The organism is Sneathiella sp. D3-11, from assembly GCF_055809395.1.
Window position 1 is genome coordinate 1,717,753 of record NZ_CM147911.1, and the last position, 23,580, is coordinate 1,741,332.

The 23,580-nt window shown below is 51.7% G+C and carries 25 protein-coding genes, 1 tRNA gene and 1 pseudogene; 15 read left to right on the forward strand and 12 right to left on the reverse strand.

Annotated features, from left to right (window positions below):
• Window positions 1–131 precede the first annotated feature (131 nt).
• From AC0L73_RS08805 to AC0L73_RS08815, 3 genes are read left to right on the forward strand one after another with little or no spacing between them, the layout of a single operon-like run.
• Complete coding sequence (locus AC0L73_RS08805) at window positions 132–1,310, forward strand: NAD(P)/FAD-dependent oxidoreductase (protein WP_227948700.1); 1,179 nt, start codon at window positions 132–134, stop codon at window positions 1,308–1,310.
• A gap of 20 nt (window positions 1,311–1,330) precedes the next feature.
• The gene (locus AC0L73_RS08810) at window positions 1,331–1,525 is read left to right on the forward strand and encodes a 2-hydroxymuconate tautomerase (RefSeq protein ID WP_227948698.1); all 195 of its coding nucleotides are present in this window, start codon (window positions 1,331–1,333) and stop codon (window positions 1,523–1,525) included.
• Between the two features lie 22 nt (window positions 1,526–1,547).
• Window positions 1,548–2,378 (forward strand): YihY family inner membrane protein, encoded by an 831-nt coding sequence (locus tag AC0L73_RS08815; protein WP_227948695.1) that lies wholly within the window; start codon window positions 1,548–1,550, stop codon window positions 2,376–2,378.
• A gap of 68 nt (window positions 2,379–2,446) precedes the next feature.
• Here AC0L73_RS08815 and AC0L73_RS08820 read toward each other — a convergent pair whose 3' ends face one another.
• Window positions 2,447–4,135 carry an acyl-CoA dehydrogenase family protein gene (locus AC0L73_RS08820; RefSeq protein WP_415776500.1) on the reverse strand — a complete coding sequence of 563 codons (1,689 nt, stop codon included), beginning with the start codon at window positions 4,133–4,135 and terminating at the stop codon, window positions 2,447–2,449.
• A 37-nt stretch (window positions 4,136–4,172) separates the two neighbouring features.
• Window positions 4,173–5,477 carry a crotonyl-CoA carboxylase/reductase gene (gene ccrA / locus AC0L73_RS08825; protein ID WP_227948690.1) on the reverse strand — a complete coding sequence of 435 codons (1,305 nt, stop codon included), beginning with the start codon at window positions 5,475–5,477 and terminating at the stop codon, window positions 4,173–4,175.
• Between the two features lie 267 nt (window positions 5,478–5,744).
• On the opposite strand from ccrA, the pseudogene AC0L73_RS08830 reads away from it, so the two are divergent.
• A pseudogene (locus AC0L73_RS08830) lies at window positions 5,745–7,756 on the forward strand (methylmalonyl-CoA mutase family protein).
• Window positions 7,757–7,796: 40 nt separating this feature from the next.
• Here AC0L73_RS08830 and gluQRS read toward each other — a convergent pair.
• Window positions 7,797–8,642, reverse strand: a complete 846-nt coding sequence (gene gluQRS / locus AC0L73_RS08835) for a tRNA glutamyl-Q(34) synthetase GluQRS (RefSeq protein WP_227948686.1) — start codon at window positions 8,640–8,642, stop codon at window positions 7,797–7,799.
• Between the two features lie 140 nt (window positions 8,643–8,782).
• Here gluQRS and AC0L73_RS08840 point away from each other — a divergent pair, with 140 nt between their 5' ends.
• The 4 genes from AC0L73_RS08840 to AC0L73_RS08855 all read left to right on the forward strand — a co-directional run bounded on the left by AC0L73_RS08840 (window position 8,783) and on the right by AC0L73_RS08855 (window position 12,286).
• A complete protein-coding gene (locus AC0L73_RS08840; RefSeq protein ID WP_227948683.1) occupies window positions 8,783–10,069 on the forward strand; it encodes a S41 family peptidase in 1,287 nt (428 codons plus the stop codon).
• Window positions 10,066–10,707 (forward strand): DNA-3-methyladenine glycosylase family protein, encoded by a 642-nt coding sequence (locus tag AC0L73_RS08845; RefSeq protein ID WP_227948681.1) that lies wholly within the window; start codon window positions 10,066–10,068, stop codon window positions 10,705–10,707. Before AC0L73_RS08840 ends, AC0L73_RS08845 begins: the two co-directional genes overlap by 4 nt.
• Before the next feature lie 201 nt (window positions 10,708–10,908).
• On the forward strand, window positions 10,909–11,460 hold the full coding sequence (locus AC0L73_RS08850; RefSeq protein WP_227948679.1) for an HNH endonuclease: 552 nt from the start codon (window positions 10,909–10,911) through the stop codon (window positions 11,458–11,460).
• Window positions 11,461–11,557: 97 nt separating this feature from the next.
• Window positions 11,558–12,286: a hypothetical protein gene (locus tag AC0L73_RS08855; RefSeq protein ID WP_227948676.1), complete on the forward strand. Its 729-nt coding sequence runs from the start codon at window positions 11,558–11,560 to the stop codon at window positions 12,284–12,286.
• A gap of 13 nt (window positions 12,287–12,299) precedes the next feature.
• Here AC0L73_RS08855 and AC0L73_RS08860 read toward each other — a convergent pair whose 3' ends face one another.
• The 3 genes from AC0L73_RS08860 to AC0L73_RS08870 are packed head-to-tail and all read right to left on the reverse strand — an operon-like array spanning window position 12,300 to window position 13,976.
• Complete coding sequence (locus tag AC0L73_RS08860; RefSeq protein WP_227948674.1) at window positions 12,300–12,872, reverse strand: demethoxyubiquinone hydroxylase family protein; 573 nt, start codon at window positions 12,870–12,872, stop codon at window positions 12,300–12,302.
• A gap of 9 nt (window positions 12,873–12,881) precedes the next feature.
• Complete coding sequence (locus tag AC0L73_RS08865; RefSeq protein WP_473655350.1) at window positions 12,882–13,358, reverse strand: disulfide bond formation protein B; 477 nt, start codon at window positions 13,356–13,358, stop codon at window positions 12,882–12,884.
• A gap of 30 nt (window positions 13,359–13,388) precedes the next feature.
• Complete coding sequence (locus AC0L73_RS08870; protein ID WP_473655351.1) at window positions 13,389–13,976, reverse strand: YqaA family protein; 588 nt, start codon at window positions 13,974–13,976, stop codon at window positions 13,389–13,391.
• 164 nt (window positions 13,977–14,140) lie between these two features.
• Between AC0L73_RS08870 and AC0L73_RS08875 the strand changes: the two genes are divergently transcribed.
• Both AC0L73_RS08875 and AC0L73_RS08880 read left to right on the forward strand, forming a co-directional pair.
• Window positions 14,141–14,226 (forward strand) — tRNA-Leu (locus AC0L73_RS08875).
• Window positions 14,227–14,340: 114 nt separating this feature from the next.
• Complete coding sequence (locus AC0L73_RS08880; RefSeq protein WP_473655352.1) at window positions 14,341–14,862, forward strand: A24 family peptidase; 522 nt, start codon at window positions 14,341–14,343, stop codon at window positions 14,860–14,862.
• A gap of 3 nt (window positions 14,863–14,865) precedes the next feature.
• On the opposite strand, the gene AC0L73_RS08885 is transcribed toward AC0L73_RS08880, so the two are convergent.
• The 6 genes from AC0L73_RS08885 to AC0L73_RS08910 all read right to left on the reverse strand — a co-directional run bounded on the left by AC0L73_RS08885 (window position 14,866) and on the right by AC0L73_RS08910 (window position 19,911).
• Window positions 14,866–15,213 carry an EamA family transporter gene (locus tag AC0L73_RS08885; protein ID WP_227948665.1) on the reverse strand — a complete coding sequence of 116 codons (348 nt, stop codon included), beginning with the start codon at window positions 15,211–15,213 and terminating at the stop codon, window positions 14,866–14,868.
• Window positions 15,210–16,214: a glycosyltransferase family 2 protein gene (locus tag AC0L73_RS08890; protein WP_473655353.1), complete on the reverse strand. Its 1,005-nt coding sequence runs from the start codon at window positions 16,212–16,214 to the stop codon at window positions 15,210–15,212. Before AC0L73_RS08890 ends, AC0L73_RS08885 begins: the two co-directional genes overlap by 4 nt.
• Window positions 16,211–18,019, reverse strand: coding sequence for a hypothetical protein (locus AC0L73_RS08895; protein ID WP_473655354.1), 1,809 nt, complete (start codon window positions 18,017–18,019; stop codon window positions 16,211–16,213). The genes AC0L73_RS08890 and AC0L73_RS08895 overlap by 4 nt, the downstream gene beginning before the upstream one ends.
• Before the next feature lie 144 nt (window positions 18,020–18,163).
• Window positions 18,164–18,583: a response regulator gene (locus AC0L73_RS08900; protein ID WP_473655355.1), complete on the reverse strand. Its 420-nt coding sequence runs from the start codon at window positions 18,581–18,583 to the stop codon at window positions 18,164–18,166.
• 13 nt (window positions 18,584–18,596) lie between these two features.
• A complete protein-coding gene (gene hpt / locus AC0L73_RS08905; protein WP_415776499.1) occupies window positions 18,597–19,136 on the reverse strand; it encodes a hypoxanthine phosphoribosyltransferase in 540 nt (179 codons plus the stop codon).
• A gap of 67 nt (window positions 19,137–19,203) precedes the next feature.
• On the reverse strand, window positions 19,204–19,911 hold the full coding sequence (locus tag AC0L73_RS08910) for a DUF3426 domain-containing protein (protein WP_227948655.1): 708 nt from the start codon (window positions 19,909–19,911) through the stop codon (window positions 19,204–19,206).
• A gap of 124 nt (window positions 19,912–20,035) precedes the next feature.
• Between AC0L73_RS08910 and ftsE the strand changes: the two genes are divergently transcribed.
• The 5 genes from ftsE to AC0L73_RS08935 all read left to right on the forward strand — a co-directional run bounded on the left by ftsE (window position 20,036) and on the right by AC0L73_RS08935 (window position 23,496).
• On the forward strand, window positions 20,036–20,734 hold the full coding sequence (gene ftsE, locus AC0L73_RS08915; RefSeq protein WP_227948653.1) for a cell division ATP-binding protein FtsE: 699 nt from the start codon (window positions 20,036–20,038) through the stop codon (window positions 20,732–20,734).
• Complete coding sequence (locus AC0L73_RS08920; protein ID WP_473655356.1) at window positions 20,731–21,618, forward strand: cell division protein FtsX; 888 nt, start codon at window positions 20,731–20,733, stop codon at window positions 21,616–21,618. The genes ftsE and AC0L73_RS08920 overlap by 4 nt, the downstream gene beginning before the upstream one ends.
• A 1-nt stretch (window position 21,619) precedes the next feature.
• Complete coding sequence (gmhB, locus tag AC0L73_RS08925) at window positions 21,620–22,165, forward strand: D-glycero-beta-D-manno-heptose 1,7-bisphosphate 7-phosphatase (RefSeq protein WP_227948648.1); 546 nt, start codon at window positions 21,620–21,622, stop codon at window positions 22,163–22,165.
• A gap of 3 nt (window positions 22,166–22,168) precedes the next feature.
• Window positions 22,169–22,753 (forward strand): YdcF family protein, encoded by a 585-nt coding sequence (locus AC0L73_RS08930; protein WP_227948646.1) that lies wholly within the window; start codon window positions 22,169–22,171, stop codon window positions 22,751–22,753.
• A 230-nt stretch (window positions 22,754–22,983) separates the two neighbouring features.
• Complete coding sequence (locus AC0L73_RS08935; RefSeq protein ID WP_473655432.1) at window positions 22,984–23,496, forward strand: lysophospholipid acyltransferase family protein; 513 nt, start codon at window positions 22,984–22,986, stop codon at window positions 23,494–23,496.
• Window positions 23,497–23,580 lie beyond the last annotated feature (84 nt).

Consider the following 23,580-nt stretch of genomic DNA (forward strand, 5'->3'; position numbering starts at 1 on the left):
AATAACAGAACCAGAGCTGTTGCGACAACGGCGGCGAGAATGAAATAATTGATCATGAACGGTCCGATCTGTCATATAGAAATGCAGCAGTCAAAACTACATCGTTACACCTTATATGGACAGGAACTCTAATGGAAGCAACCCGAGATGTTGTGATTGTCGGCGGTGGAGTCATCGGCTCCGCCATTGCATACTTCCTTAAGGCCACGCCGGGGTTTTCCGGCACTGTCACCGTTATCGAAAAAGATCCAAGTTATGAATTTGGCTCCACCGCCCGCTCATGGGGAGGTGTCCGGCAACAGTTTTCAACGCCGGAAAATATCCAGATGTCTCAGTACACGCAAGAATTCCTGGGTCAGATATCAAGTTTACTTGGAGTAGATGATACCCCGGTTGACGTCAGCTACCATGAACAGGGCTATCTCTTTCTGGCGGAAGATCGTCATATTCCACGCCTGTACAGCAATAATGCCATCCAACGAGGGCTTGGCGTCAATGTCGGCCTGCTGGACGCAGATGATCTTGCAAGGGGGTTTCCCTGGATGAATGTCACTGATCTCGCCGGGGGATCCTTGGGCCTTTCCGGGGAAGGCTGGCTCGATGCCTACAGTCTTAATCAGGCGTTCCGGAAGAAAGCAATTTCCCTCGGGGCCTCTTATATGGCGAAGGAGGTTGTGGGACTTGACGGTGACAGAAACAAGGTATCCGCCGTTCTTCTTGCAGATGGCACACGCATTCCTGGAGGTTATATTGTTGACGCGGCGGGCCCGGCCGCGGCGATAGTCGCCAAATGGGCGGGCATTGATCTACCTGTTCGATCCCGGAAGAGATTTGCCTATAGCTTCAGCTGTCGAACGGAAATTACCGGCTGTCCTTTGATCATTGATCCAAGCGGCGTGCATTTTCGCCCCGAAGGGCATCAATTTCTAGCGGGCTGTTCGCCCGGGCCGGAGAATGATCCCGATTGCACAGATTTCAATGTTGATTACGGATGGTTCGAGGAACATATCTGGCCGGTTCTGGCACATCGTGTTCCCGCCTTCGAGGCCATCAAGCTCGAAAACGCGTGGGCCGGACACTACGCCTATAACATTCTAGACCAAAATGCCATTCTGGGATCGCATCCCGACGTCACCAACTTCTATTTCGCCAATGGTTTCTCCGGCCATGGGCTGCAACAATCACCCGCCGTTGGACGTGCCATCGCCGAGTTAATCACATTCGGAGAATACCGCAGCCTCGATCTAAATCGCTTCTCCTTCTCTAGGCTGGTGACAGGAGAGGCTATATCAGAGCATAATATCGTTTAACTAAATCAATAGGACAAAGAATGCCGATTATCAGAATTGAAATGTTTGAAGGACGGGATCGGGAGACCAAACAGAAGCTGGTCAAATCAATGACCACAGAAATGGCTCGAATCACGGGTTGCAGTGAGGCAAGTGTCCATGTGGTGATCAATGATGTTTCCAAGGAAGATTGGAGCATTGGCGGAGAACTCGCAGTCACTAAATTCCCAGACTAGATCAACCGACTGAGGAGACGAGGTGCAGAATATTTTCATTGTCGCGCTGCTAATCCGCATCTGGCACCATTTCAAGGATCAGCATTGCCTGCGCATGGCGACGGCCCTGAGTTATCAAACTCTGCTCGCAATCGTGCCGCTGGCAGCTGTAGTCTTTGCCCTCTTCACCGCGATCCCGGCATTCACGCACCTGAAGGTCAAGCTGACAACGCTTTTGTTCAATAATCTGCTGCCTTCAAAAATATCAACGGTCGATGCCGTACTCAATGACTTTGCTGTCAATGCGAGCCAACTGACTTATTTCGGTCTTGCGGGTATCGCGATTACCGCACTTATGCTGATGTCCAGTATCGAGGAAATATTCAGTCAGATCTGGCAGGTAGCGGCAACACGCAATCCGTTTAAACGGCTGATGACCTATATATTGATAACGCTGATTGGGCCCATTGCGGTCGGCTCCAGCCTGACGCTCATAAACTGGGTGATCGATATCAGCGAGGAAGCAACGGGATTTGAGGTGAAAGGAGCCTATTCCCTACTCAGCGAAGTCATGCCCATGTTGCTCCCCTTCATCATACTATTTGTCCTGTATCGCATCGTACCGGCTTGCGATGTGAAATGGCGCCATGCCTTCATCGGTGCCGGAATTGCAACCGCGCTTTTCCTTTTTGGAAAATTTATGTTCAAGCTTTATCTGGAATTCTTCCCGTCCTATGAGGTCGTTTATGGCGCTATGGCGGCCATTCCGCTCTTTCTGATCTGGCTTTATGTCAGTTGGGGGATTGTTCTGTTCGGCGCGACCATTGCCGCCGTCCTCGGCTTTGAATTCACTGCTGATATGGAAAAACGGTAGACTGGCGAGCCTCAACGAAAAAGGAACTACCGGAAGCGCCCTAAACAGACCGCTTCCGGCTAAACTTTTTAATTCGCGCCTTCTAGCAGACGGCGGGCAATGACCTGCGCCTGTATTTCACCGGCACCTTCAAAGATGTTTAGAATACGCGCATCACAGAGAACCCGGCTTATCGGGTATTCGAGGGCAAAGCCGTTGCCGCCGTGGATTTGCAGGGCGTTATCCGCCGTGCTCCAGGCAACGCGGGCACCAAGCAATTTAGCCATACCCGCCTCAAGGTCACAACGTCGGCCTTCGTCTTTCGCACGGGCAGACGCATATGTGAGCTGACGCGCCATCATGATTTCCACAGCCATCCAGGCAAGCTTACCGGCAACACGCGGGAATTTGATGATGGGGCGAGCAAACTGAACGCGGTCCAACGAATAACGAAGTCCAAGTTCCATGGCGTTCTGCGCCACACCGAGGGCACGGGCCGCTGTCTGAATACGGGCACTTTCGAATGTCTGCATCAACTGCTTGAAACCGTTACCCTCTTCTTCGCCGAGCAAATTTTCCGCCTTGATCTCGAAGTTATCGAAACCAAGCTCATATTCCTTCATCCCGCGATAGCCGAGAACCTCGATCTCTCCACCAGTCATACCATCGGCCGGGAAATCCTCCTCCTCGGTCATGTGAGGCTTTTCCGCGAGGAACATGGAAAGACCTTTATAGCCCGGCTCATCAGGATTGGTGCGCACCAGCATGGTCATGACATCCGCACGCGCCGCATGGGTGATCCATGTCTTGTTGCCTGTGACTTTATATACATCACCGTCCTTCACAGCGCGGGTTTTCAAAGACGCAAGGTCGGAGCCAGTGTTGGGTTCCGTGAAGACAGCCGTCGGCAGTATTTCGCCTGTTGCAATCGGGGAAAGCCATTTTTCCTTCTGCGCGTCGGTACCACCTGTCAGGATTAGCTCTGCCGCAATTTCAGAGCGTGTTCCTAGCGATCCCACTCCGATATATCCACGGGAGAGTTCTTCTGACACGACACACATGGACATCTTGCCAAGACCAAGGCCGTCATATTTTTCTGGCACAGTCAGGCCAAAAACACCAAGTTCCGACATTTTCTCGACCACTGGCATCGGGATCAGCTCGTCCTTCAAATGCCACTCATGGGCATAGGGCATCACCTCTTCATTGGCGAAACGGCGGAATTGATCCCGAATCATCGAGAAGGTTTCATCCAGTCCCGGATCGCCGAAATGACCAGTGTCCATTCCGTCGGCTATCAGTTCAGCAATTCTTTCCTTAACCGCCGCGCTATAACCCGATTCAAGAAGCGTCAAGACGTCTGCCGTCTTGAATTTTGCGATCGCGGCGTCATCCAGACCTAGGTCCTGCGGGCGAATAATTTCCCCGAGAGACATGGGAATACCGCCGGTGATCTGGCTTAGATACTCGCCGAAGCCCGCCTGCAGGGTGAGCTGTTCCAACTCTCCATATTTACCTTCCGATGCAAGATGGCGTGACCAATTCAGGGTTTCGCGCAAAGCCTCCACGTAGGTTGCGAGCCAGGCAAGGCCGTGGGTAGCGTATTGATTGGCCTCAACCAGCTCCGCGCTGATCCGGCCATTGCTGCCGCGGGTCATATCCGCGACGGCCATGATCGCCTGCTGCTTGAAAGATTCAGCCGCGCCAAGCGCTGATTCGCATAGGCCATCCAGCCCGTCCAACAAGATTGTGCCGGACGTTTCAGTCATTTCAGACATTGTCATTATTATTTTTCCTTTTGATTACGGCTTGCGCTTACTCGTTACCGGCTTCAATCGCATCCTCGATCGTTCTCAGACCCGGATACTTCGACGAAACCAACACAGCCATATTGCCCGGTTTATGCTTATTATTCATCATTTTTGTATGCGCGCGCGGGATATCATCCCAGGAGAAAACCTCTGACATACAGGGATCAATACGCCGCTCTACAACCAGGTTATTTGCCTGCGAAGCCTGCTTCAGATTGGCAAAATGACTACCCTGGATACGTTTCTGGCGCATCCAGACAAAGCGGGCATCCATTGTCAGATTAAAGCCCGTCGTGCCCGCACAGAAAACGACCATACCGCCCCGCTTGACCACGTTACAGGAAACCGGAAAAGTCTGCTCTCCGGGATGTTCAAACACGAAGTCAACGTCATTGCCTTTACCGGTAATTTCCCATATGGCCTTGCCGAATTCGCGGGTTTTCTTCATATAATCGCCGAAGCCTTCACCGTTCACTGTCGGCAGCTGGCCCCAGCAATCAAAGTCCTTGCGGTTAAGAACGCCTTTCGCGCCGAGCGACATCACAAAGTCGCGCTTGCTTTCATCGGAGATAACGCCAATGGCGTTAGCACCCGCGGCAGCACAAATCTGGATCGCCATGGAACCGAGACCGCCTGACGCCCCCCAGATCAGAACATTATGGCCAGGACGCAGGATATGCGGCCGATGACCGAACAGCATGCGATAAGCAGTCGCGAGGGTCAGCGTGTAACAGGCGCTTTCTTCCCAGGTCAGATGTTTCGGGCGCGGCATCAACTGGCGGTCCTGCACGCGGGCGAACTGGGCGAAGGAACCATCTGGCGTTTCATAGCCCCAGATGCGCTGGCTCGGCGAAAACATGGGATCGCCGCCATTACATTCCTCATCATCCCCATCATCCTGGTTACAATGAACAACGACTTCATCACCAATCTTGAAGCGCTTCACCTTGTTGCCGACCGCATAGACGACGCCGGAGGCATCCGATCCCGCAATATGGTAGGGCTGCTTATGATAATCGAACGGGGAAATAGGCTCACCAAGGGCTGCCCAGACACCGTTATAGTTGACGCCGGCCGCCATAACCAGAATCAGCACGTCATGGCTATCCAGTTCCGGCGTTTCCACGACTTCCACCTGCATAGCTTTTTCAGGCTCCCCGTGACGTTCCCGGCGGATCGCCCAAGCATACATCTTGGAGGGGACATGGCCGAGCGGGGGAATCTCTCCTACTTCGTAGAGATCCTTAATCTCACCTGCCGGCGTTTCATTTCCTGCTTCAGACTGCGCAGAAGCTTGCGTATTTGACATCAAAAACATCCCTCGTATTTTGTGTGTAGTCTACTGTATAGGGCGTTAGTCTTTAGAAATTGCAAATTCCTTATCCGCCTTCATATATCGCATTGCATCAAAAAACGAAACGGAGACCTTTACATTAGCCCGGTTTATGAGAAGATTACTGACCTTTGTCCAGATAACAAGTTTTTTTTGCGCTGCAACACAAAGTTATGTTATTACGTGCGGCATTAAAAACACGTAACAACCGAACTTATAAGACTATAAATACGAAAGATAATTATGGCACAAGACAAGACGGACGCCGTAAAATCCGGCACACCGAAGAAAGATCGCCCGTGGTTGTTCCGCACCTATTCCGGCCATTCTTCCGCAAGTGCGTCGAACGAGCTTTATAAAACAAATCTCGCACGTGGCCAGACTGGTTTGTCAGTCGCCTTCGATCTGCCAACCCAAACCGGTTATGATTCGGATCACGTCCTGGCCCGGGGAGAAGTTGGCAAGGTGGGTGTACCCATCTGCCATCTCGGGGATATGCGCACCCTGTTTGATGATATTCCACTTGAAAAAATGAACACATCGATGACGATCAATGCGACCTCTGCCTGGCTTCTGGCACTTTATGTCGCGGTTGCCGAGGAACAGGGCGCGGACGTGTCCGCCCTGCAGGGCACTGTTCAAAATGACATTATCAAGGAGTATCTTTCCCGCGGAACCTATATCTTTCCACCCAAACCGAGCATGAAGCTGATTACCGATGTGGTAAGCTACACCTATCAGAAAATGCCGAAGTGGAACCCAACCAACGTCTGTTCCTATCATCTGCAGGAAGCGGGCGCCACTCCGGTGCAGGAACTATCCTTTGCACTCGCCACCGCTATCTCGGTCCTAGATGCAGTGAAAGAAGGCGGGCAGATCAGCGCAGAGGATTTCCCTGCTGCCACGGGAAGAATCAGCTTTTTCGTCAACGCCGGCATCCGTTTTATTACTGAAATGTGCAAGATGCGCGCTTTCGTCGATCTTTGGGACGAAATTCTGCGCGACCGCTATGGTGTTGAGGATGAGAAGTTCCGTCGATTCCGCTATGGCGTACAGGTAAATTCGCTCGGTCTAACAGAACAGCAGCCGGAGAATAACGTTTATCGCATTCTCCTTGAAATGCTGGCCGTGGTCCTTTCGAAGAATGCGCGGGCGCGTGCCGTTCAGCTTCCCGCCTGGAATGAAGCGCTCGGTCTGCCCCGTCCTTGGGATCAGCAATGGTCCTTGCGTTTGCAGCAGATTGTGGCTTTCGAGACCGATTTGCTGGAGTTTGGCGATATATTTGAGGGATCGACTGAGATTGATCGTAAGGTTGAGGAATTGAAGATCGCCGCGCGCGCGGAGTTGAAGCTTATCGAGGAGATGGGTGGCGCCGTTGCCGCCGTCGATACGGGCTACCTGAAGGAAAGTCTGGTGAATTCCAACACGAACCGCGTCCAGTCGGTAATTACCGGTGACTTACCTGTCATTGGCGTGAACAAATTCACCGAGTCCGCCCCTCTCCACTCACGCAGGAAGCTGATGGCGGAATCATGACCGTCGATCCAGCCGCAGAGGCAGAGCAGATTGAGCGATTGCAGGCCTGGCGCGCGGATCGGGACGAGACCGCCGTGGCAAAAGCACTCGACGCCTTATCGAAAGCGGCAAGGGAAGGGCAGAATATCATGCCCCCCTCCATCGCCGCCGCCAAGGCTGGCGTTACCACAGGCGAATGGTCCGAAGCACTCCGTCACGTATATGGGGAGTATCGTGCACCGACAGGTGTCGGTTCTGCGGTTTCCAACGCCGAAAACGATATTCTGGAACCGGCGCGCGAGAAAGTCGCAGCGGCGGCGGCGGCACTTGGGCGACCGCTCAAGGTTCTGGTCGGCAAACCCGGTCTGGATGGCCATTCGAACGGCGCGGAGCAAATTGCCGTGGCAGCTCGCGACAGCGGAATGAACGTAGTCTATGAGGGCATCCGCCTGACGTCGGACCAGATTGTCACCGCTGCCCGGAACGGCACGGTCGATCTTGTCGGCCTTTCCATTCTGTCCGGATCTCACGTCCCACTCGCGACCGAAGTTTGTGAGAAGCTACAGGCCGCCGGTATGGATGACATTCCTGTCGTAGTTGGCGGGATCATCCCACCAGAAGATATAGACAAGCTTAAAAAAGCGGGCGTAAGTGCGATCTATACGCCAAAGGATTTTGATATGGCTGGTATCGTCATCGACATGGTCGACATGATCATGAAATATGAGGATGTCGCCTGATCAATGCATTAGCGGGAGATTCGCGGAAAAGCGCCGAAAATTAACCATAATCGACCATTTTCCGCACCTCTTCCGGCTGGTAACCATATTCTCGTAAAGATTTGATTGTTGCATCCTTATCACGTTTTGACAGGCGACGCCCCTTCGTATCCGAGATCAATCCATGATGAAAATAGGTCGGCGTTGGCAGGTCGAGCAGGGCCTGCAACAACCTATGAATATGTGTTGACGGGAACAGGTCCTGACCCCGTATTATATGGTTAACACCCTGAATTGCATCGTCAAATGTCACCGCCAAATGATAGCTGGTCGGGGTATCCTTCCGGGCAAGAACGACATCTCCAAATGGTACCGGGTCGCACTGGATGAAGCCCTTGCCCATTTCTTGAAACCGCAGCGTCGATAACCCCACTTCCGCAATCGCATTAACCATATTTAGCCGCAGCGCATAAGCGTCACCACGGGCGAAGCGCGCCTGCCGTTCGTCTTCCGCCAACACGCGGCAAGTCCCCGGATACTGGGGCCCTTCCGGCCCATGCGGCGCTGAATTACTACGATTGATTTCGGCTGCGATTTCCTTTCGGGTGCAAAAGCAGGGGTAAATCAGGCCACGATCACTCAGCTTTTCCAGGAGCACCGCATAATCCTCAAAATGTTCGCTCTGACGGCGGACTGGCGGATCCCAATCAAGGCCTAACCATGAGAGATCTTCATAGATCGCATCTTCAAATTCCGGGCGACTTCGGTTCTGGTCAATATCTTCCATGCGGAGAAGGAATCGTCCCCCGCTCTCTCGCGCCGCCTTCCAGGCAAGAGAAGCGGAATAAACATGTCCAAGATGGAGAAAACCGGTTGGGCTCGGCGCAAAACGCGTTATAGTTACCATATAGTTAACAAGGGAGTGATTCCGAAAATAAATCTCTAATACGCGTAAAATTTTATCTGTTTTTCTTGTCAGCCGCTAAGGCCGACGCTAGCCTTTGTTAATACTTTATTAATTATAAAAATTGTCAACGGGCGAGACGAATGTTTAGAAGAATATTGATCGCGCTGAATATTTTAATGCTGGCAACGGCTTGTGCGATACCGATTACCAGAAACCATGATGTCAATGCTGCGATGGACCGGTATGAAGTTGCTTATCGTGAAACCGTGAAGAACGACCCCATGATGGCAGAGAATATCAATGTCATGGCAGATGTTCTGCAAACGGTTGACCAACGGTATGTCGATACCGTTAACCCTGGCGACCTGATCGACAAGGCGATTGAAGGACTGAAAGCCATCCCGGCAGAAGGTGAAGGGGATAGTGATCCCACCACCCGTGCGCTGAATGCGATGTTGGCCTCAATGGATCGATATACCGGCTATATGGCGCCGCAGCGCTTTTCCTCTTACCGTGAAAGCTTGGATGGTCATTTTGTCGGACTTGGCATTCATATCCGGATGATTGACGATAATCTCACAATCATGAGCCTGCTGCGCGGTTCCGGTGCGGAAGAGGCCGGCCTGTTGGAAAAAGACATTATCACACATGTTGATGGTGAGCCGATTAAGGGCCTCACGCTCTCTCAAGCGCGTGAAATGCTGCGTGGACCGGAAGATACATTCGCGCCACTGACTATTCAGCGGGAAGGCGCGCCTACACCACTACAGATTGATGTCTTGCGCCGGGATGTGGAAGTTGTCGCCGTAGAACACCGTATTGAAGGAAATGTTGGCTATATTCGTATCTTTTCATTTACTCGGAATACCGGTCCTGGTGTCGCCACTGCATTGAAAGATATTCAGTACACCCTTGGTTCCAATCTTTGTGGCATCGTTCTGGACATGCGAAACAACCCCGGCGGACTGGTTTCCGCGGCCGAGATTGTTGCCGACGCCTTTCTTGATAGCGGAAATATCTATTCCGTCAGAAATCGCGGAAAGGAACTTGTATCACGTGATGCCGTGCAGGGGGACGAGACCCAAGGTGCACCAATTGTGGTTATGCTAAACAAGAAATCCGCTTCTTCTTCGGAAATTGTTGCCGGCGCTCTGAAATATCAGGCACGGGCCAAGCTTTTTGGCGAAAAGAGCTATGGAAAGGGCCTGATGCAGTCGCTGATGCCACTGCGGAATGGTGGCGGCCTTCGGTTAACGACGGGGCGGTTCACTACGGGCGGCGGCCCAACATTTCACGGAGTTGGGCTAACACCGGATATTCCGCATATTGTTCATGAAGGCGAAAGCGATGAAGCACAAATCGCCATCGCTGCACAATCCCTGAACTGCTCTACGGATATGAAAACGGCGCTCGTTACTGCCCAATGAAGAATGAGGGGGATATCGCTGAGGCTCTTGCATTCCTTAGCAATCAGGACCCCGATTTTGCCCATGCTCTCACCCTGATTCAACCGTTGCCGGAACGGCGGCGGCCCGCCGGTTTTGAACATCTAACAAAGATCATTGTCGAACAACAGGTCTCCCTGGCCAGTGCGGAGGCCATCTGGAAGAGATTGGCGGGCGCCGTGACGCCATTTGTCCCGGAACGAATGCTCGCGCATACGGAGGAAGAACTCCGCGGACTAGGGCTTAGTCGCCAAAAAGCGCGTTATTGCCGCGCCCTTGCCGAAGATATCCTGACAGAGCGACTAGGACTCGACGCCCTTCACATGCATGACGACGACAATGTTCTCACGCAGCTGACCAGCGTGAAAGGGATCGGACGCTGGACTGCAGAGATATACATGATCGCCTGTCTTGGTCGAACAGATATCTGGCCAGCCGGTGATGTGGCACTTCAAAGTGCCTTTGGGCATCTTAAAAAACTCCCAACCCGGCCGGACGCGGCGAAAATGGATGAACTGGCGGAACCCCTCCGTCCTTACAGGACGGTCGCGGCGCGCATTTTGTGGCGTTATTATGCCGATGTGGTTCAGGCACCAACACGCAAAAAAAACCCTGAATAAACATAGTTTTAGAGAGGGTCCGCGAAAACAAACGAGCACACTCCGACTTACCCTACGGAAAAATATTTTGGCTTCAGGGCGCCCCCTAGATGCGGTGGCTTCATAATTATTTCACACAAAATACTGTATTAGAGTTTGCAATTTACAAAGGGAAGGGCCAAACTTTCCTCCATAATATCCCGTTTGGAGACAAATAGAGCCTTGCAAACGTCTGTGGAAAAATACCCAGCCCTGGTTCTGAATGCCGATTACAGGCCCTTAAGCTATTTTCCTTTATCGCTTTGGTCCTGGCAGGACACACTTAAATCGGTCTTTCTGGAACGGGTCAATATCGTCTCGGAATATGACCGGGTTGTCCGGTCCCCGAGTTTTGAGATGCGCCTTCCCAGCGTGATCTGCCTGAAGCGTTATGTCAAACAAGGCAAGCAACCTGCCTTTACCCGCTTTAATCTTTTTCTGCGTGATGGTTTTCGCTGCCAATATTGTGGCTCACCGGAAGAATTGACGTTCGATCATGTCTTGCCGCGCCGTCTTGGGGGACAGACAAGCTGGGAGAACATCACGACCGCCTGCGCGCCCTGCAACATGAAAAAAGGGGGCAGGCTTACCCGGGAAGTGGGCATGTTCCCCGAAATCCGACCCTATATCCCGACCCCGCAAATGCTTAATCATCAGGGTCGCGGCTTCCCGCCTAATTATCTTCATGAAAGCTGGCGTGACTATCTTTATTGGGATACCGAACTCGAAGAATAGACGAATTTCCCCGCCCCCACTTGCCTTTCCTGCGTTTCGGCGTCTATATAGAAACAAATCTATAGTCTTTCCCTTATTGCTGAAGATGTGACGCACTATGAGTTATGGCCTTGGTCTTTCTGAGAAAAAGCAAGCGCGGCAACGCCGCAACCGATTTTTCAAGTTTGTTTTGTATATTGCGCTGGTCGCCGCAGCCGGTGTCTATGGATATTATGAGGGCCAGGCCAACGCCGATCGCCGCATCGCCGATATCGAAGGGCAGGTTATTGTTCTTACCAGTGAGAATGACCGGCTGAATGATCAGGCCCGTGCCGCCCTCGATAAACAAAGTGCTGCCTTGGCGGAGGCCCGTCAGTGGCGCGACAAGTTCGAGAACGAAATCCCGAGCGGACCCACACGCGAAATTCTGGACCTGGTGCAAACCCGTATGACTGACGGTCTGGAGCCGGATCGGCTACTGTCCCTCATTACACTCGCCCAGAACAGCCAGAATTGCGACGCGGCGCCGGAAACGAAGCGCTTCATCGTCAATACCCCAATCTTTTCCAGCCCCGGAAATTCAGTCAGCCTTGGTAATGGCTCAATTACAGTTACTGGAAATGGAAAATCGGTCGTGAATGCGGAAGGCAAGGTAGAAGCCTGGTATGATCCTGATCAGCCGGTCGAAATCACCTTCACACAGTTAGGTGGCCAAAAAGAACTCCTGACAGGCGTTCTTCCGCTTCACAAGAGTGTGGTTTTTGGGGCGAATGAATATCGTTTCAGTATTTTGGCAGGCAAGCAAAGCTTCGCCACCATTTCTGCAACGCGGTGTGATTTTCCGTAAATAATACCGTTACTCAGATTCGCGAAGAGAGCCAGATCGCCATCTTTGATCCCGCTTTAACGGCAGAACTCAGTAGCTCATAACCCGGAGCCTGGCTGGCCCCCTCTTCCCGCGCGGTATCGCGATGCTCGATTTCCTCGTCGCGGAATTTGGAAATTGTCTCTTTCAGCTCTGGCTCGTCCTCTCCAAGAGTGTCAAGTTGATCGCGATAATGCTCATCGATGACCTCTTCGACTGCTTCGGTGCAAGCCATCGCCGCCTCTTTCCCAAGCATGGCCGTTCCCGCACCAAGGGCAAACCCCGCGACATGCCAAAGCGGGCTTAACAAGGTCGGGCGTACACGTCGATCCCGAAGGAGCTCTTCAAATTTCTTTCTATGAACCTCTTCCTGCTCCTTCATATGCTGAAGGGTATCTGCGGCTTCAGTTTCTTTCAGAACGGCGAGCTGTCCTTCATATATCCGGACAGCACCAAATTCCCCGGCGTGATCGACACGGATAATTCTCTCCAGCTGTTCACGCGGGCTAAGGTCGCCGGGCTGCCGTCCGAAGGCGGGTTTCTCATTGTTCAATAATTTATCTGGCATTGCCGTCCCTTACTTACTCTTAAAAGAACTTAGCGCAGCAAACAGCGAAAAAACAGTCAGAATTAAACCGACAATAACATTATAGCCTGCCATCGAAATACCGAAAAGAGACCAGGCAACTTCATCGCAGCGAACAATGGGCGTAGACATAATCTTGGCCTTTAACTCCTGCAAATTGCTGGCCTTGGCCGTATCGCCAACGCATTCCGCCGTTCCTTCCCACCAACCCTGCTCTACACCCACATGATATCCGGCAACGGCAGCAGTCACCGCGAACCCGAGCGCACAGAGCAAAAGAAACGGTCCTGCACCGATGCGCTTATGCAAGGCGATACCGGCAAGAGATATTACAATGACTGCGGCATAGGGCCAGCGCTGATACAGACAAAGTACACAGGGCCAGAGATCAAATACATATTGCGCAATAAAGGCCGCGCCAAGCGCGCCAACACTTCCCAACAGAGCTACCCATAACGCGTTCTTCATCAGGTAAGTCAATCTGGTCCGCCCTTTCCTTTACGCTATAGCATATATTTGATGGCAACGAGATCCGCCAATCAGTAATACAAAGAAAAGAAGCGTCAGCAGGCCAAGATATTTCTCGATAAATGTCTGAATTGGCGCTCCAAATTTCCATAGAAGGCCAGCAACAATAAAAAACCTAAGGCTCCGCGAAATGACAGAGGCAAGGATAAATATGAGGACATCAAGATGGGTTACGCCACTTGCAATAGTGATGACCTTATAGGGAAAGGGGGTCAGGCCAAAAAAGGCGACAATCCATCCGCCCCACTCATTATAGGCATCCGTAAAACTATCAAACTTGTCCGTATAGCCGTAGAAATCAATGATCGGTGCACCAACCAAATCAAAAAAGAGGTACCCGACGAGATAACCGAACAGCCCCCCAACAACCGATGTCAGACTACAAATAAACGCAAGCCGCCAAGCTTCCCGTCGATTGGCAAGCACCATTGGGATCAGAAGAACATCCGGCGGAATGGGAAAAAAGGAGCTTTCGGCAAAGGAAATGCCCCCCAGAAACCACTTTGCCCGCGGCTTAGCCGCCAGTCCCATGGTGAAATCATACAAACGTCGCAGCATAGAGCGGGCCAGAACCTGAATAAATCAAAAAAGAAGACCGCTCTTTTTAGACGTTTTTGTAAAGTGTCTCAATCTTTATCGTTATTTATCCTAAGGATGCGTGTCCAGGCAGAACGCCTATTGACCCGCCTCCATTCATCGCTATAGTGCGGATTTTCGACGCAGCCCCTGTGGCGGAATTGGTAGACGCGACAGATTCAAAATCTGTTGTCCTTAGGGCGTGCCTGTTCGAGTCAGGCCAGGGGCACCATCAATTATTCATCCTTTCTGCGCTATCGGCCGACAGATTTCCTTAACGATATGCTAATATCTGGCTCGTAAGATTACAGGCAATCTTACAGCTTAGCCGTTAAAGGGTGTATAAATGCCTGTCCTGATGATGTCAGCCGGTGGTTTGGTTCTTATAGCTGCGCTATGGGACGTTTTCTCCCGCCGAATTCCGAATTTGCTGCCGCTGATCATTGCAGCGCTCTATTTGCTACAAGCAACAATCGCCGGTGACTGGGCCAATCTTCCCTGGCATTTGCTATGCGGCATGGGCGTTCTTGTTGTCGGGATTATGATATTTGCCCTTGGCTGGCTGGGCGGCGGCGATGTCAAACTGCTCGCGGCTTTGGCGCTATGGGCCGGCCCGGACCATCTAATTCTCCTTCTGTTGATGACTTGCCTAGCAGGCGGCGTCCTAGCTCTTGCTTATGTGTTGCCAATTATTCTGTCGCGCAACCCAATGATATCAAATGGGATCGACTGGATTTTTGTAAAAGTCTTAAGAATGCGGGCTCCGCATCTCCAAACAGGAACCGCCCTCGGCCTAAAACTTCCCTATGGCGTCGCCATCGCTGTCGCAGGTTTTGTGGTATTCTACCAGTTCTTCCGGGTATTGTAATTCTCAGGCCGCTCGGGCGAGCCAAATGCCGAAAACAATACAAAAGGCGCCAGCCATAAACCGAAGGCTTAGCGGCTCTTTCAAGAAAATATAACTCATCACAGGGACCAGGATAAAACTGAGCCCCATGAACAAATACGCCTTACTCAGCGGAAAATGCTTAAGAATATAGACCCAGAGTAATGTTGCAATTCCATACAGGATCAGGGCGACAATAAAGTAGCCATTCATCGAAAGTCTGACCAAAGAGTTATGATCAAAGGCTGCCACATCCCGGCTAGCAATTTTGAACAGAACCTGCCCACCTGAAATAATGAACGGCATAATGAGGATGAGGATATCTTTACTCATTTTGTGCGTTGCGCCCTAATTGAAGCCGGACCCGCAATCGAGAGATAGGAAAGTCGTTTTCTTTCCCGCCGCCCGCGCGTGACGGAATCAAGAATAAATCCACATGCCAGAAATAGAAATGATAACAGCATGCAGGCACTTGCCAGAATAGCGGTAGGAAAGCGCGGTACCAGCCCCGTCTCCAGAAAGGTAAATACGACAGGTGTCGCTAGGATGATTGATATCATTGCCAGCAACAGGAACAGGCCCCCGAAGAATGTCATCGGACGTTCATCCTTAATCAGCTTGACGATCAGTTTGGTGATTTTTAATCCATCCGAGAAGGTATTAAGCTTGCTGGCAGAGCCTTCCGGGCGCTCTATATAGGTGCTCGCGATTTCGGCCACAGGCATGTTGAGTTCCAGCGCATGAATGGTTAGTTCGGTTTCAATTTCGAACCCCTCGGAGAGGATCGGGAATGATTTGACGAACCGACGTGAAAAAACCCGGTATCCGGTCAGAATATCCTCGAAACGGCGGCCGAATACCCGTGCAACAATGCCAGAGAACATCCGATTACCCAGCACATGCCCCTTGCGGTAGGCGGCCTGACCGGTTGCCACGCGCTTGGCACAAACCATATCCAGTCGCCGTTTCAAAAGATGATCCACCAATACCGGCGCAAGGGAAGCTTCATAGGTGGCGTCGCCATCCACCATCAGATAGATATCCGCCTCAATATCCGAAAACAGGCGGCGGATCGCGTTCCCTTTTCCGGGCATATCCTCATAGATTACTTCCGCACCGGCAGCTTTAGCGACTTCGGCAGTTTTATCTGTCGACGCATTGTCACAGACGACAATTCGCGCCTCCGGCAATGCCGCGCGAAAATCCCGGACAACGGTGCCGATTGTCATTTCTTCATTGAGGCAGGGGATCATGACAGCCAACGCCCCGGTCACCCTATGCTCCAGTATCGGCATTGCCATCTCTGGCTTTTCGATCAAATCGGTCTTGTTCATTCTTTACCATTCCTAACTTCGAACAGTCTCCAAGGAGACGGCACATCAATCTCCGTTAGGTTATCTGGGAAACTCCCGGCAAGTAGGCGATTATAGAGAACTTCCTGCGAATTTGACTCCTGAAAATAGGATTGCGAGGAATCATCCGGACATATTAAGATATAGTCAATGTCATACTTTCGAAGAATTTTGTCACTTTTCGAATATTCTTTCGCGGTTAAAAGAGCATGGGTGTCGAAAATACTATCGCCATTTCGATGATAGGGGACAGCAAGAAAATGATGCGGCGTGCGATATATGAGCTCTGGACCATAATCAAGATTGTTGGCAAATTTGAGAACGCCGCGTCCACGGATAAACCCATCGTCACTTAGAAATGTCGCAATTTCCGCCGCTTTACATTTTGCTGCTGTTGGTTTTACTGCAGCAATTGCCTCTGAAGGTTTCAGACCATTGCTCACCGTTCCGACCAATACGGCCAGGAAAAACGGCCCCAGAATAATGGCGGCGCGAACCAGAAGTCCCGTTGCACTTTTTCTCCATCCGCTATAGTGGCTGGCGACGCGGCTCAGGGAGTATTCCAGAAGCGGGCCCGCAGCAATCACACCGACCACCGCGAGATAAAGCGATGCCCGCATATGAAAAAGCGCGAGGGCGCCTGTACAGATCAATACCGGCAACAACCGCATCCACATTTGTCGACGCTCCAGATGTTTTCTTCCAAACAAAACGAAACAGCCATAAACAATGGCAATAAATGGCAAAAGGCAATTGAGTATGATCATCCGGGTATTGCCTAGCAAAGGCAGCATTTCGCTTACTTTATCGTGCCATATTGGTCCGATACGTGGATCCGCCTCCGCCACTGGTCCGACAAGAAGATCAGGAAAATAAAACAGAATCAGGCTAAGGCATACAATAGCAAATACTCCGGCCCCGGTAATCCGTCCGATAGTCTGGCCCCTTCTGTCACAAATTTCGGCAATCACGGACCAGAAGAAAAAGGGGCACACCACCAAGAATAGCTGGGCAATCGATATCCGGTCATAGTGCGCAATCAGCCAGCTTTCCGGCATTACATCCGTCGCCATTGCCGCCAAACACACGAGAACCGTACCCATTGCGAAGTCTCTGTTAACGCGGCGCCATTCTTTCCCCCAGATGAGCCAGCAAAGACCAACGCCCAGCGTAACCGGAACGAAGACTATCAGGAATTCAAGGCTGATCCATAAACCAAGGCCGCTCAACATCCCGCCAATGAACGCGTCGCGAGACAATCCGTAATGGGCGTTAAGCCGGATCATGCAGCCCAGAACAGCCCCCGTCAGCACCGCCAGAACCATATGATGATCCGCCCGTCCGATGTGAAAATAGTTCTGAATAACCGGCTGAACGGCGAGAAGAATGATGATCGAGAACAGGTTTCCCGGCTGCATTAACGGGATAACCGCCCATATACATACCAGGACGAGTAACAGTGACATCAGCGCCGGTAGAACAACACCTGCCGTTTCGATGGCATCATGAGTACTCATAAATGGCATGATCGGCGCTGCTGCACCAATGATGAGAAGATCCATTGGCCGCGTCCAGTGAATATCTGCCCCACCTTCACCGGCGGCACGGGCGATATGGCCATCATACCAGTCGCCAGTCTCTACCAGCAAATTCACCCGTTCCAAGCGCATAAACGCATCCGGCCCTTCGGGTTGAAACGCATTCGGCGCCGATGCGATCTGCACTGGCAGAATCACAAAGCAAGTCAGCCAAAGCAGACAAAACATTACTACACGTTCGACGGTCACAGATAATTCCTTGATGCCAATTGACGCGGCTTTGTAATGTGAAAGTTACATCAAAAACCTTAACAAAAAGGAAGGGCGAGGCAGGATATTTAGCTATATCCGCCCGGCAAGAGTTCCCAGTCTGCAAGAAAGAGACAGAGGCGGCTATTTTTTGGACCGAAGTCCTTCATCGCTCGTCGTGGCGGGTTTCAGAACCGCCCGATCACTCTTAAGTGCTTCGCTGACTTTCTCACATATCTCATCGAGCGTAAAAGGCTTTGCGATGACATCATGGATCAGCATCTCAAGGTTATAGGCCCGCTGTCTTTCGGCCGCATATCCCGTCATCATGAGAACCTTGAGATCGGGGAAGTCCTTGGTCACTTTAAGCGCAAGTGCAATGCCATCCATTATCGGCATCACAATATCTGAGAGCAGAAGGTCGAACATTTCCCCTTTTTGCAGGGTCGCCAGCGCCTCCGCGCCGTCTGCCACAGCGACGACATCATGCCCATGATGGGTCAAGGCGCGACTGACAAACTCCCGAAGAGCGGCCTCATCCTCTGCAATCAATATTCGCGCCATCTTTATATTCCGTTCAATGCTTGACGATATGGCCTATGTAAGGGAGCTCCCTGTAATAGTGAGCGTAATCAAGACCATATCCGACAACGAATAGGTCAGGACAGTCGAAGCCAACGAAATCTGCCTCGAACCCGGAAACTCTTTTTCCTTTTTTGTCCAGCATCAGGCAGGTTTTTACCGTATCCGCCCCACGATCGAGAAGCTCCTGAGTCGCGAACGCCATAGTTCGACCAGACTCCAGAATATCGTCGATCAGCAACACCTTGCGGCCCTTGACCGTATCCACGATATCGCGGGTAATCATCACATTTCCGCTGCTGACGGTTTTATCGCCGTAAGAGGAAAGCGCCATGAAGTCAATCTGCGGCTTGACCCCCGCATGATGCAATGCCCTGATCAGGTCCGCCGCAAACACAAAGCTTCCCTTCAGCACGGCAATAACCAGGATATCCGGACCCATGGACTTGGCAATCTCCTCCGCCAATTCTTCATTCCGCTTGGCGATATCCGCACTCGCAAAGAGGATTTCAATATCTGATTTGGGATCAGCGATATTCATGGTAGCCCTTTCAATACGCGATCAATGTGTACCCGCATTCAAACAAAAGATCGTGACGGATTTAATTCTCGGGGTCGACCAGATCGACCTTAACATTCTTTGCCTCTTCCGGCGGTTGGTTCATACTGCTGGAGAACTCAATCTGGCCCCAGGGTGGAACCACTGGATCCTCAACAGTTGTCGTCCAGCTATAAACGCTTTGCCCCACCTCATCAATGAGGGCGACCTTAATACGCGGCACAGGTTGAGGGCTCTCGGTAACATTTTTTATCACGCCCGACACAGTCAGCGTCGTCACGCCGTCTTGCAATACCGACTTCGTTTTCAAGTCATGTATTTCAAGGCCTAGCATGTTTTGGGTTTCTACATCTATCTGCAGATATTGATAAGCGGCGGCGGATCCGGGCCAAATTTGCACCACATAATTACGGGCAAAATAGGCTCCACAAACAAGTCCGACCAAAACCAGAAGGAGGAGAGCCCAAGCGATCCAACGCCGCTTCCTGCCGGGACTTCCAGCGACAGCCGCACCAGCCTTCGCCGCTGTCATCTGTTCGATACTCATCCCCTGATCCGGCACAGCAACAGGAGCTTCAATTTCCGGTTTTTCAGGGGCAGGGTCAGCGACCACTTTCTTGGGCGTGTCCTCTGGTGGGAACTCGCGCCATTTATGGCCGCATTTGGCGCACTTAACCGCACGGCCTTCCGGACCGATCGTCGTCGGGTCAATCGAATAACGGGTTGCGCAACTAGAACAGGTTAGAATCATCGGCCAGGGACACCAGCTCACGAATTAAAGTTTCTTTTTTATAGGCGTTTGCTTGGACATGCACAAGACTGGCTGATAAATCTATCATAGTTTATATTCTGCCGCGTAATTTTGGGAGGACAGTTTGGTCAGGTTTGAAAATGTCGGCATGCGCTATGGGCTGGGACCTGAAGTATTGCGCGATATCAACTTTCACCTGCGGCCCGGGTCCTTTCACTTCTTGACGGGACCCACGGGAGCCGGTAAAAGCTCCCTCCTGAAATTGCTTGCCCTGTCACATCGGCCGAGTCGCGGTCTGGTGACGCTTTTCAATAAGGAAGTCTCTACGCTCAGCCGCGAAGACCTGCCCGGAATGCGGCGAAAAATTGGGGTGGTTTACCAGGATTTCCGGCTACTCGATCATCTTTCAACACTCGAGAATGTGGCCTTACCGCTCAAAATTGCCGGTGCGAAAAACGATCAGGTTTACCAGCATGTGGCCGAACTGCTGGAATGGGTGGGCCTTGGCCGCCAGGTGGATGCAAAACCCCCGACCCTCTCCGGCGGAGAAAAACAACGGGTTGCCATCGCGCGTGCCGTGATCAACCGGCCACAGCTCCTCATCGCCGATGAACCGACCGGCAGTATGGACGCTGAAATGGGATTACGGCTTATGTATCTCTTTCAGGAGCTTAATAAAATCGGCACTACGGTTGTTGTTGCCACTCATGATCTGGAACTGATCAAGCGATTTGGTAACCCGGTCATGATCCTCAAAGACGGTATGCTGACCACCCGCGCGCAGGACGAACTTCCCTCGCAGTTCAGCAAGGATCCGGCATGATACAGTTTTTCGGTAAATCCGCGGAATTGCAGTTGGAAAAAGATGTATCGACGCGGTATCTGCCCGTCGTGATCTCCGCCATGATCTTTCTTGCGGCTCTTTCCATCGGTGGGCTGTTCTCTTTAAGTAACGCGATCAGCGACTGGTCTGAAACCCTGACGGACAACCTGACTGTGGAAATCGCGTTCGATCCCGTCGCAGATCTTGATAAGAAGGTTGCCGATGCCGTTGCCCTTCTTTCAAACACGCCGGGCGTTGCCACTGCCCGGGCGATCGAGCAGGAAGAAACACTGCTACTGCTGGAACCATTCCTTGGCAAAAATGCATCGCTCGGCGATCTGCCCATTCCCCGCCTGATCGAGGTGATTATCGCAGAGGACAGCGCCATCGATCTTGCCGCGCTTAACAAAAAACTGGCCGAGGCTGTTCCGGGAGCAAGGCTTGACATACACCGGCCCTGGCTTGACAAAATGGTCCTTCTCGGCCGCTCCATTCAGTTTCTGGCGGCGGGAATTATGCTGCTGATCGGCTGCGTAACCGTGATTATCGTGATTTTTGCCGTCCGCACGGGGTTAATTATGCATGCGGAAGTTATTCAGGTTCTGCATTTGATCGGTGCGCGCGACAACTACATCGCTGAACAATTCCAGAATTATTTTTCCAGGCTGAGCCTCCTCGGGGCCGTGCCGGGCCTTATCGTCGCCATCATTGTCATGTTTATTTTTAATTTTCTTGTTGGATCGCTGGAGGCGTCGATGCTACCCCCGCTCACAGTTGGTATCGAAGGAGCGATTGCCCTGCTGTTACTCCCCTTATTGGTGGCCTTGCTGACGAAATATACCGTCCGACGGGTTGTATTAAAGTCGCTTCGTCGGATGATGTAGTATGCTTGTATTGCTTGACAGAGACGGTGTGATCAATGAAGACCGCGCGGATTTCGTAAAATCCCCGGCAGAGCTGATCTTCATTCCAAAAGCGTTGGAAGCAATAGCCCGGCTTAAGGCGCATGGACACAGGCTGGTTATTGTCACCAACCAGTCCTGTATCGGCCGTGGAATAATCAATGAAGAGCAACTAACGGCCATTCATGGTAAGCTACGCGATCATCTGGCAAAGCTATCCGGGGAGCTGGACGATATCTTATTCGCGCCTGATGCTCCCTGGGCTGCGACCGATCGCCGCAAACCCGGCCCCGGAATGCTTTTCGAAGCGATGAGGAAGTATCAGGTTTCTCCTAAAGAAAGTATCTTTATCGGGGATAGCGCACGTGATATCGAGGCGGCTCGATCTGCGGACTGCCATCGGGTCCTTGTCCGGACCGGAAAGGGTCAAAAAACTTTAGCAGAAGGGCTATCGCGTGATCTTATGCCTGTCCATGTCGCGAACGACCTTGATGAGGCCGCAGATTTCATTCTTGAGGGAAGGTTCTAATATATGCCCTTTCGCTGGAGAATAATATTCGCCCTTGTCTTTATCTTCCTCTGCCTCTGGACAGGTGCCTTTCTCACTTTCATGGAAGATGTTGAAAATAGACCGCCTTCGCTCCCTCATAACATCGGCGGCATTGTCGTCCTGACTGGCACACCAGCTCGGCTGACGGCAGGATTTGATCTCCTGAAGGAAAATGAGGGCGCGCGATTGCTGGTATCCGGCGTGAACTCGAAAGTTACACGTGAAACATTGCGGCAGGCTACGGGGCAAAGCTCGGAATTAATGAACTGCTGTGTCGATCTAGGTCGCCTTGCCCGGAATACGGAGGGTAATGCGTATGAAACGTCTCTTTGGGCCAAGTCGAATAGTTTCGACAGTCTGGCCATTGTCACCAGCGCGTATCATATGCCCCGCAGCCTTGTGGAGCTGAAACGCCAGATGCCGGATATTAATCTGATTGCCTATCCCGTCGCCAGTGATACGCTTGAGTTGACCGGTTGGTGGAAAAACCCGCGAGCCTTTATGGTACTCGCTGGAGAATTCAACAAATATGTCTTTAGCCTTGTCCGGGCAAGGCTTGACGATTAGGCACCGAAAGAGGACAGATTGACCCAAATTAGATCCCTAGCCTTCTTTATCTGCTTTTTTGCGTGGTCTACGGTCATGAACCTGGCCTTCCTGCCCTTTCTTCCCTTTGACCGGAAGTGGATTGTACTGGGTCAGCGGATCTGGTCTGGCGGCATTGTGTTTCTCCTTCGCACCCTATGTAACCTCAAGCTGGAAATCAGGGAGAGGAATATCTTCCCAAGGGAGCCGCGATTGTTGCAGCCAAGCATCAATCTGCGTTTGAGACCATGATATTTCACCTCATCACGGACGATCCGGCGATTATCCTGAAAAAAGAGCTCCTTAGCATTCCGGTATATGGCTGGTATTGCCGCAAGACAAAGATGATTGCTGTGGACCGCAAGGGTCATGCGGCGGCGCTGAAATCCATGTTATCGCAAGCTCAGCAAGCAATTGAGGATGACCGCCCCATCGTTATTTTCCCGGAAGGGACACGTTCCCCGCTGGATGAGGACCTTCCTTTCCAGCCCGGCATCGCCGCACTCTATACGAAACTGCAGCAGCCAGTTACGCCCGTTGCTCTCAATACGGGGCTTTTCTGGCCGCGCAAGAGCTTTTTCTGTCGGCCCGGCGTCATGGTGATCGAGTTTCTACCACCAATCGCCGCCGGAATAGACCGCAAAACCTTCATGAAGGAACTTAAATCCCGCATTGAAGATAAAACCGAGGCCATGGTCGCAGAGGGGCGCGAGAAATATCTTTGATAAGTATCGGTCCTCATATTAAATTTTACGTAAGACCCCTTTGCTACTATATTTATTAGGATGAGTTTTTTCTAAAATGAAGGT